Below are 9,426 nucleotides of genomic sequence, written 5' to 3'. Positions count from 1 at the left end.
TAAGCAGGACTGAAGTTACTTTATTCGGACGTGATGCTTCAGCTTCGCCTTGGCAACCAAGCAGGACTAAAAAATCTTACCCACTCATAAGACTGAACTAAGGTCCAAGCGACGTTTTAGTTCATATTAAAAACAGAATCTAAGCTAAAACCTTAGTTCTGTTATCGTTTTTTTTAAAACTATTTTTTAAAATACACGGGGTCATTTAGACAATAACATGTTAACTTCGTTGAAATAGCTTTCCATTAATAAGAGTACAAAGTGAATAAAAAAACTACCTTCTATCTTGCCCGTCATGGTCAAACTCGGTGGAACATTGAACAGCGCATTCAAGGGCAATTAGATAGCTCGCTGACTAAGATAGGAAAGCAACAAGCTTTACAGTTAGCAACACAGTGTTTAAGCCTTAATATCAATAAAATACTCACATCTTCACTGGGACGTGCTGTGCAAACGGCTGCTATTTGCAGTGAATTACTACACGTTAAACATACCGTTGTGCGTGGAATTGAAGAGCGAAATTTTGGTTTATGGCAGGGAAGATTAACGCCTGAGATGCAGTCACATCATGATTACACTGAAATTACTGCACAGATAACAGATTGTAAGCCCGAGCAGGGAGAGAGCGCAAAACAGATCTTAATACGTTTTGAATGCGCGCTTAAACAACAGTTTCAATCAGCACCCCATGAAAACTATTTGATTATTACCCACGGTGATGTTCTGCGCTGTTTTATGGCGCAGTTTAAAGATTGTGAAGAATTAAGTACGGGTTACGATTATAAAAATGGTCAGCTCATTTCACTGAGTTATGATCATCAACGTGGGCGATTTTCACTGTTATGATGATCACTGTAACGCTAATAAGTGCATTAATAATTGATCATCTATTCGGTGAGCCAATCCGTTTTCACCCTTTGGTTTTGTTTGGGAAAATAGCCAAAAAACTTGAACGAAAATTAAACCATGGATCTAAAACAACGCGCTTTTTAGGCGGAATAGTGGCATGGAGTTTATTAGTTTTGCCACTTCCATTACTTTATTGTTGGCTAACGGTTGTTTTTCCCTATTACCTGTTAGTGATAATTAATATCTATATTGTTTATTGGGCGCTTGCCTTGAACAGTCTTGAATTGCATGGCAAGCAGATCTACCGTTCTCTCCAAGATAATAATCTTAAACAAGCACAACATTATTGCAGTTATATTGTTAGTCGCGATACCCGTCAGCTAGATCAGAAAGCGATTAGCCGTGCAACCACTGAGTCGATGCTTGAAAATGGCCATGATGCAGTCACTGCGACGCTAATTTACTTTGTGATCGGGGGCGCGCCACTGGTGATCATCCATCGCTTGAGCAATACCTTGGATGCAATGTGGGGTTATCGCTCTGAGCAGTTTAACTATTTTGGTAAATTCAGCGCACGCTTAGATGACTTGTTAGGTTTTATCAGTGGAAAAATTACCGCACTCTTGTTTGCCTTGTTAGGGGGCTTTAGTGGCAAATTTACCCAAATTTTAAGCAACGCTTATTGGCAAAGTAAACATTACAAAAGTCATAACGGCGGTTGGGTCATGGCATCGGGAGCAACACTCATCAATGTCCGTTTAGGAGGGAAAGCAATCTACTTTGGGAAAGAGGTTGAATCACCACCATTGGGCGAAGGTGAACAGGTGCAGAGCAAACATATCAAAAACAGCTTAACCGTGGTAAAACAAGCCGTTGTAGTGTGGTTGATAATGGTATTCATAATGGAGTTGTATTTAAGATAATGGCTATTTTACATGGTGGGCAGTTAAGTCGTGTCGCGAAACAGTATCAGATCCCAGAAAAAGAGTGGTTAGATCTTTCCACGGGCATTGCCCCTTTTAGTTATCCTATCCCTGATATTCCATTATCAGTTTGGCAAGATCTGCCTACTATTTCAGCGTCACTCATTGATGTGGCAAAAAATTATTATCAAGCAAAATATTGCTGGCCACTTTCTGGTAGTCAAAGTCTAATTGAAAAACTGCCACAACTTTGGTCTGAAAAACAGCCTTTAGCAAGTCATGTTTACCTGCCTAAAGTGGGTTATAAAGAACATCAGCAGGCATGGAAAACAGCGGGTTATCAACTGCATTTTTATCAACAAACATTACCTGCTAACATTGAACAAAATTCAGTGGTGGTGGTGATCAATCCTAATAATCCACTGACCGATATTTTTACTATCAAGCAGTTAAGCGCGTTACAAAAACAGTGTCATGCACAAAATAGCTTACTCATTATCGATGAGGCATTTACCGATGTTTTTGCGCCTGAATATAGTTTCGTAGCGCATATAAAGGCAGAAACAACAAATGTAATCGTATTACGTTCTTTTGGTAAATTTTTTGGTTTGGCGGGTCTGCGTATCGGTTTTGCATGTTGTAGTGCAGAGTGGTTTGAACTTATCAAGCATAGCACCAGCCCGTGGGCGGTTAATGGTCCTGCACTGTATATTACCGAGCTCGCGCTTAACGATAAAAAATGGCAAACAGCACAAAAGCAACGATTGCAAAAACAGAGTCAAAAACAGCAACAATTAATTAACAGTACGCTGCCTATATTATCTATAAAAAGTAATGCGCTGTTTATTACTGCTTTTTTCAATAATGCGCCCGCTATTTACCAGCAACTGTGCCAGCACGCTGTTTATGTGCGCCTTACGGATGAAAATGATGCACTACGTTTTGGGATTGCAGATGAGGTGCAGTTGAAGCGTTTAGCGATCGTGTTGATGCAATGTGCTAAAAAACCCCTGTAGATGATAACGTTAAAGTGATTCGCAATAAAAGCTAAAGTCTGAGAATGCCTTTAAGAATAAGCACTAACGAGATCAGACTTTAGTTTTCTTTGTATTTGATGTACGTTCAGATTTAATTATCCCAACGTTAACTAGCTGTTATCTATTCTTACGACTTCTACGTCGACGTGCCTCTTTTTTTAGCTTTTTATCTTCTGCTTGTTTTAACATCAGCGCCGCTGTTTCAACTTTTTCAACCTCTGCCATCTCGGGGGTTTCAATGCTTAATGGGCCGAGTGCACCAGAGCGCAACTCGTTGAGTAAAATAGTCGATACTTTGTAGATATCAAAATGACCACCTGCACGTAAACAACCGCGGCGCAGTGCAATCGCTTCCATCAACTCATGATCTGTTTCCGGGACAACTTCAAGTTCATAACGTTTCTTTAAACGCTCAGGGTAATGTTTAATCAGATATTCCGCCGCATAATAAGCGATATCTTCATACTCAATGGCCGTGTCTTTAATCGCACCGGTGACGGCTAAACGATAAGCAGAGTGTTGGTTTTCAATTTTTGGCCATAAAAACCCCGGTGTGTCCGTGAGCATAATGCCACAGGGTAGTCGGATACGTTGTTGGCTTTTTGTTACTGCCGGTTCATTACCTGTTTTGGCAATGAGACGATCCGCTAATATATTGATAATGGTCGATTTACCGACATTTGGAATACCCATTATCATGGCACGAATTTGTTTATCTTGGCTTAAACGATTGGGTAACATCTGCTGACAAAGCTTAGTAATTTGATGCACCTGCTCTGTTTTTGTGGTGGTGATAGCCAGCGCTTTGACCCCCTCTTCTTTTTCAATGTAGTCTATCCACAGTGCGGTTATTTCTGGATCGGCCAAGTCCGCTTTATTTAATACCTTAATACAGGGGGTTTTCTCACGAATAGAGGCGATTAACGGATTTTCACTACTATAAGGAATACGTGCATCAACCACTTCAATAATGATATCAACCTGTGGTAATACCTCTTTAATCTCTTTATGTGCCTTGTGCATATGCCCGGGAAACCACTGTATTGTTGTGCTACTCATTTTTTTACTGCCTTTTGTTTTGTTCTTATGGCTCATGGGGTACTAAAAGCATGAGCGCGAATATATTTATATATCTTATTTTAACTGATGAGGAGGGATAGATACATTTTATTTGATTCGACCTAGACGATACAGGGAATAAACAGGTTACAAATCGAAGATAACCACTCAATCGATTAATCCTCAGGCAATATCAGCCGCGAGATCATATTTATCTGTTGTCAGCCTTTAAATTGCCTTTTTGTGTTTAAGGTGATGTGTTAATTTATGGGTGATTATGAGCTTAAATAGCAGTAAGCAAGCCATCTATGGTTGCGTAATTTAGTTACTGCGTTGACTTAATGACCTTTACGATTTCCCCTTTATTTTGAGATAAAGCTGACACTATTTTCTGAAAGCGAATGCATTTTACTGTAAATTCAATTTGTACATTTTTTTCATCGAATTTAATAAAAGTAGATATCATGTCGTCAGAAATACAACTTAGTAAAGAACAGCTCAGAGAAAACAAACCCTTGCGTGATGAATACTTAAATCAGCCTAAAATCCCTTTAGTAGTGGTGTTAGATAATGTCACTAATAGCTATAATATTGGCGCTTTTATCCGTTTGGCGGATGCGTTCGCTATCGAAAAAATTATTATCTGTGGGGCGCTGACTATTTCAGAGAAGAAGCTGAGAAAAGCCTCTCGAAATGAAGCTAAATGGGTGTGTATTGAATACAGTGATAGCACCATATTAAGCTTACAAATTTTATTAGACCAAGGTTATGCCGTTTTTGGCGTTGAGTTATGCCATCAGTCCGTTGATTATAAAGAGGTGAATTATCCCTCTCCCTGTGTTTTAGTATTAGGTAATGAGCGCAAGGGAGTGAGTGAAGCTGCATTGAAATTAACACAGCAACAAATTCATATCTCCATGTTTGGCATGGGTAATTCGCTTAATGTTTCAACGGCTGGTGCGATTGTACTCGCTGAATGTGCGCATCAAATTCGCAAAAAAATCACCAAGGTAACGCTATGAACACAACCCAAGATATCATCACTCATACTCAAAACTGGGTGAGTAATGTGATTGTGAAATACAACATTTGTCCTTTTGCGCGCAGAGAGGTGGAGCGTGGTTCGATTCGTTATGTCGTGGTTGAGAGCACCAGTAAAAAGTGTGTTTTACAGGCATTAATCGAAGAGTGCCGTTTTTTGGATGGAGATGAACAAATAGAAACGACACTGTTTATCATGCCTACTGGGTTTGAAGGTTTTTATGATTTTTTAGACTTAGTTGAATTGGCCAATGATCGGCTGGAAATAGAAGATTATGAGGGCGTTTATCAACTGGCTAATTTTCATCCCGATTATTGCTTTGCCGATGAGTTACAAAGTTCACCCTCTAATTATACCAATCGTTCCCCCTATCCAACCCTGCATATTATCCGTGAAACAAGCATGGAAAAAGCGATTAAAAATCATCCGGATGTTGATGCTATTCCTGAACGGAATATCGCCTTTGCCAATAAAAAAGGCAATGATTTTTTTGCAAATCTATTAGCCACTTGCCTACTTAATAAGTAGGGGGTATTTTTGCTGAGCTATTATCGGGTGGATATTAGCTTGCGTTGATGTTAATTGTGCCACTAGATAAGTGCTGAAATCTTGTGCTGTTTTGGGTCTAGAAAAATAGTAACCTTGAAACTGATCACAGCCTTTGTCGAATAACAGCGCGACTTGCTTGCTTGTTTCTACACCTTCGGCGATCACTTCTAAACCCAAATGTGTCGCCATGGCGATAATTGTTTCAACGATCATCGCGTCCTTGGCATCATTGTTGATATCACGTACGAAGCTCTGATCTATTTTTAACTGGTTTAGGGGTAACTCTTTGAGGTACTTGAGCGAGGAGTAACCGGTACCAAAATCATCCAGTGCGATAGAAACACCCAGTGATTTTAATATGGTCATTTTATTGATTGTATCTTTAATGTCTTCAATAACAATGCCTTCGGTTATCTCAAGTGTGAGTTTATTTGCATCAACCTGATATTTTGACAGTGCATCACGCACGGTATTTACAAAGTTAATATGGCGGAATTGCTTAGGGCTGACATTAACCGATATTTTTTGTAGTTCAATACCTTCGTCACTCCAAGCTTGTAGTTGTGCGCAGGCTTGATCTAGTACCCACTTTCCTAACGGTATGATTAAATTACATTGTTCAGCGATACTAATAAATTCAACGGGGGATAATAGCCCTTTTTCTGGATGTAACCAGCGCACCAGTGCTTCTGCACCAAAGCAGATGCCCTGACTATCCACTTGGGGCTGATAAACTAAAAACAGCTCATCGTTATCCAATGCAATGCGCAGTGCCTCTTCAATCTCTAAACGGCGATCTGCTTGTTCTTGCATTTTACTATTAAAGAAACAAAAACCATTTTTACCTTTTTCTTTCGCACGGTACATTGCACTATCTGCTTGGCGAAGTAGCTCATCGGAGTTGCGGTTTTGGTTGGAAAACACAGTAATACCGAGACTAATTGTGACATAATGTTGGTGTCCTTTTAGTTTAATGGGCGCTTGCATACAGTCAATTAATTTACGGGCAACAATGGTTGACTCATTATTTAACTGCCTTGAATAGGTGTGATTTTTGACGATTAAAACCACAAATTCATCTCCGCCTAAGCGTGCAACCGTATCTTCGCTGCGTACACATTTTGTAAACCGTTCCGCGACACGCAACAATAACTGATCACCTGTATCATGGCCGAGTGAATCATTGATCCATTTGAAATTATCCAGATCGATGAATAGTAGCGCGCCATAACATTGCTGCCTATTGCAACTGGCTAATTTATCATTGAGACGGTTAATCAATAAGAGACGATTGGGTAAGCCTGTTAATGCATCAAAATGGGCTAATTTTTCAATCTCTTTATGGCTATGCAACAGTTGCTGGGTTCGTTGATTAAAAATTTGCACTAATGCGCTGATTTCTCCTTTTGCTTCAGTGCTAAAGAGTTGCGTATTTCCATCATTTATCAGGTGACAATTATCATCAACTTGTGATTGTACCTGTTTTGCAAGGCGGCTAATTGGCGAGGTAACGATGTAACGAATAAATAGCCAAAGAATAAACAGTGTTAATACGATTGCTATCAGTGTGGATAACATGAGTTGGTTGTAGGTGGCTGAAATTTTTTCAATGCCTTTACTGTAGGGCATCACTGTGATTATTCGCCAGTAAGTATCTGGCATTGTTGAGATAGAGACAAAAACTGTTTCATTGAGTAAAGCGTCATTCTCTAACAACAGGTTGTTGGTTTTGAATATATTGTTATGGCGATCTTTGCGTGAAGAGAGCATTGAGGCGACAATCATTTTCGCATCTTTTGGGTCTATCTGATAACTGTCTAATGCCAAGGTGGCTGATAAGTTTTCACTGTATTGGCTTGTCGTATTTAGATTTTGCAGTTGTTGCTGACGTTGCGCTGTTAATATATCGGCAAATTGATTAAATAGAGGCTGTTTTTTTGCAAGCTCTTGATAAGTGATAAACGACTTTAATTCACTGCCATCTCTGTTTGTTATTGTTGATATCACTTGTTGGTTATCAGGATAAGACAAAAATCGTCCATTGCGATCAATTGCAAATGCGTAACCGCCAAAGGCATGAGTCACTTTTTTTAATAGTTGTTGTAATCCTTCTAATTTAAGATCGATAGTGGCCACACCGATATTTTTTTTGTCTTTTATCAAAGGTGCGCTGACGGTCACCATCGGTTGCAGTGAATAGGGGTCCGTATACGATTTAGACCAATATAGCTCACCCTCTAAAAGATGAGTGGTTGGTACGTACCACTCTTCATTATGGTAACCATTGCCTTGTAACTGGTTATAACCATCATTAAATTCAAGATCTCCAAATGGGTTACGTCCCCAAAAAAAGCTATGTCGCTCTATTTTTTCATTGAACTGGTAGGGAGCAGGCCAAATGCCCCCGCCAGCAATAAAAGTTTCAGTTCCCTTGTAATCAACTAATTGTAATATTAGCTTTTTGTATACATTAATATCATTGGGTAATTTTTCAGCGATATTTGCCATTGCATCAACTAATGTTGCGCTTAATATGGTGTGTTTTTCTAACTTAGAAACAACCTTGCTATTTGCTTCATTCAAACGCAGATAAGCTCCCTCTTCAATCAATTTGTGGCCAAATGTATTGAGTACCATAAATATAGAGAAAGTGATAAAGAGGAAAAGTAAGAAAAAGATGGCTGACATTTTAAACTGTAGACTTTCATACCACTTGAATGAAAATAGGGGGTTGTTTTTCATAATATTACCATTATGGTTGTTGTTACTGATTATCAACAAATAAATATTCTTTCAGTTAAGCACACCTTTTAAAAATAGTATGCAAAAAGCGAAAGCTTAATGAAATTATAATCGTAAAGCAACGGGAGGTGACCTTGCAAAAGCGGTTGTTTTTTGAGATTATTTTTGCCTTGTTAGTTTTTTACAATATTTTCTTTAATATGGAGTATGGCTTCAAATGGATATTAATACGCTACTGCTGTTTACCACTGTTTCTCTGTCAATAAATCTTATTCCTGGGCCTGATGTTATTTACATTGTGACTAGTACTGTAAAAGGTAATATGAAACGAGGTATTAAAGCTTCATTTGGTTTAGGGATAGGTTATCTGATTCATACCGTGAGCGCTGTTTTTGGGCTTTCCGCATTGATTGCAAGCTCTGCTTTTGTTTTTACATTGATCAAATATTTAGGGGCTGCTTATCTCCTTTATTTAGGTTTATCTGCACTGTTTAACTGTTATAAAAATAGCAGTGAAATGATCTCTACAAAAACAACGAAGCTACCGGTTAATGTTTTTAGACAGGGGGTGATAATAAGTGTTTTCAACCCCAAAGTGGCGTTCTTTTTTATCGCTTTTTTACCGCAATTTATTGATCCATCTTCAAGCACCATTACACAAGATCTATTAATGCTGGGACTGTTATTTAGTCTGCTAGCAACTATCTGTAATTTATTATATGCCGTGCTTGGTACGATGCTATTTCGCTCTCCTCAAGCGCAAAAATACTCACGCGTATTAGAGGGCGTCTCGGGAACACTGCTCGTTGCGTTGGGGGCAAAGATTGCACTCACATCAGCAAGGTAAATTGTGTCGAGATACGAGGCATTCTAAGTCGAAATTTTATAATGACGTAGATTGGTGTAAGTTGCCTTACCCTACGGGGCGCAAGCTCGTTTACTTATAAACCATGGCCGCTTGAAGTCACTACCGAGTTGTGCCAAGAAATGAACACATCCGCATCAAAAGAAAAATATATTGGCATTATCATCCCCAACGCAAATAAGGAAAATTATGCTCACTAAAAATCAGCAAGAGAGCGATGAAACATTTTATCAATCCAGCCACAATAATGAATTTTTGGACAGTAATACCAATCCGCATAAGTATCTGATCTATCTTGTTGGTTAAAATAATAAATAGCGACGTTGCATTCAATCGCAATAGCTAGCTATTACTCAATCA

8 protein-coding genes are annotated in these 9,426 nt (G+C 38.9%); 6 read left to right on the top strand and 2 right to left on the bottom strand.

What is annotated here, in order from left to right; all coding sequences use genetic code 11:
* The first annotated feature begins 261 nt into the window (after positions 1-261).
* From G322_RS22430 to G322_RS20970, 3 genes are read left to right on the top strand one after another with little or no spacing between them, the layout of a single operon-like run.
* Positions 262-846 (top strand): histidine phosphatase family protein, encoded by a 585-nt coding sequence (locus tag G322_RS22430; RefSeq protein WP_022942491.1) that lies wholly within the window; start codon positions 262-264, stop codon positions 844-846.
* Positions 843-1,772 (top strand): adenosylcobinamide-phosphate synthase CbiB, encoded by a 930-nt coding sequence (cbiB, locus tag G322_RS0114640; protein WP_022942490.1) that lies wholly within the window; start codon positions 843-845, stop codon positions 1,770-1,772. Before G322_RS22430 ends, cbiB begins: the two co-directional genes overlap by 4 nt.
* Complete coding sequence (locus tag G322_RS20970) at positions 1,772-2,788, top strand: aminotransferase class I/II-fold pyridoxal phosphate-dependent enzyme (RefSeq protein ID WP_022942489.1); 1,017 nt, start codon at positions 1,772-1,774, stop codon at positions 2,786-2,788. Before cbiB ends, G322_RS20970 begins: the two co-directional genes overlap by 1 nt.
* Positions 2,789-2,926: 138 nt before the next feature.
* On the opposite strand, the gene ylqF is transcribed toward G322_RS20970, so the two are convergent.
* The gene (gene ylqF / locus G322_RS0114630; RefSeq protein WP_022942488.1) at positions 2,927-3,868 is read right to left on the bottom strand and encodes a ribosome biogenesis GTPase YlqF; all 942 of its coding nucleotides are present in this window, start codon (positions 3,866-3,868) and stop codon (positions 2,927-2,929) included.
* Positions 3,869-4,332: 464 nt separating this feature from the next.
* Between ylqF and G322_RS0114625 the strand changes: the two genes are divergently transcribed.
* Complete coding sequence (locus tag G322_RS0114625) at positions 4,333-4,890, top strand: TrmH family RNA methyltransferase (protein ID WP_022942487.1); 558 nt, start codon at positions 4,333-4,335, stop codon at positions 4,888-4,890.
* On the top strand, positions 4,887-5,438 hold the full coding sequence (locus G322_RS0114620; protein WP_022942486.1) for a DUF1415 domain-containing protein: 552 nt from the start codon (positions 4,887-4,889) through the stop codon (positions 5,436-5,438). Before G322_RS0114625 ends, G322_RS0114620 begins: the two co-directional genes overlap by 4 nt.
* On the opposite strand, the gene G322_RS22900 is transcribed toward G322_RS0114620, so the two are convergent.
* Entirely contained in the window at positions 5,424-8,201 is a 2,778-nt protein-coding gene (locus G322_RS22900) for a bifunctional diguanylate cyclase/phosphodiesterase (RefSeq protein WP_022942485.1), read from the bottom strand. The genes G322_RS0114620 and G322_RS22900 overlap by 15 nt on opposite strands.
* A 217-nt stretch (positions 8,202-8,418) precedes the next feature.
* Between G322_RS22900 and G322_RS0114610 the strand changes: the two genes are divergently transcribed.
* On the top strand, positions 8,419-9,048 hold the full coding sequence (locus G322_RS0114610) for a LysE family translocator (RefSeq protein ID WP_022942484.1): 630 nt from the start codon (positions 8,419-8,421) through the stop codon (positions 9,046-9,048).
* Positions 9,049-9,426 lie beyond the last annotated feature (378 nt).

Source organism: Psychromonas hadalis ATCC BAA-638 (genome assembly GCF_000420245.1).
Taxonomy (GTDB): domain Bacteria; phylum Pseudomonadota; class Gammaproteobacteria; order Enterobacterales; family Psychromonadaceae; genus Psychromonas; species Psychromonas hadalis.
This window is presented reverse-complemented; position numbering and strand designations above follow the sequence as displayed.

What these genes read in the sequence shown, in the direction of transcription:
- cbiB (WP_022942490.1), top strand. Translation starts at nt 843, where the DNA reads ATGATGATCACTGTAACGCTAATAAGTGCATTAATAATTGATCATCTA.
- G322_RS20970 (WP_022942489.1), top strand. Translation starts at nt 1,772, where the DNA reads ATGGCTATTTTACATGGTGGGCAGTTAAGTCGTGTCGCGAAACAGTAT.
- ylqF (WP_022942488.1), bottom strand. Translation starts at nt 3,868, where the DNA reads ATGAGTAGCACAACAATACAGTGGTTTCCCGGGCATATGCACAAGGCA.
- G322_RS0114625 (WP_022942487.1), top strand. Translation starts at nt 4,333, where the DNA reads ATGTCGTCAGAAATACAACTTAGTAAAGAACAGCTCAGAGAAAACAAA.
- G322_RS0114620 (WP_022942486.1), top strand. Translation starts at nt 4,887, where the DNA reads ATGAACACAACCCAAGATATCATCACTCATACTCAAAACTGGGTGAGT.
- G322_RS22900 (WP_022942485.1), bottom strand. Translation starts at nt 8,201, where the DNA reads ATGAAAAACAACCCCCTATTTTCATTCAAGTGGTATGAAAGTCTACAG.
- G322_RS0114610 (WP_022942484.1), top strand. Translation starts at nt 8,419, where the DNA reads ATGGATATTAATACGCTACTGCTGTTTACCACTGTTTCTCTGTCAATA.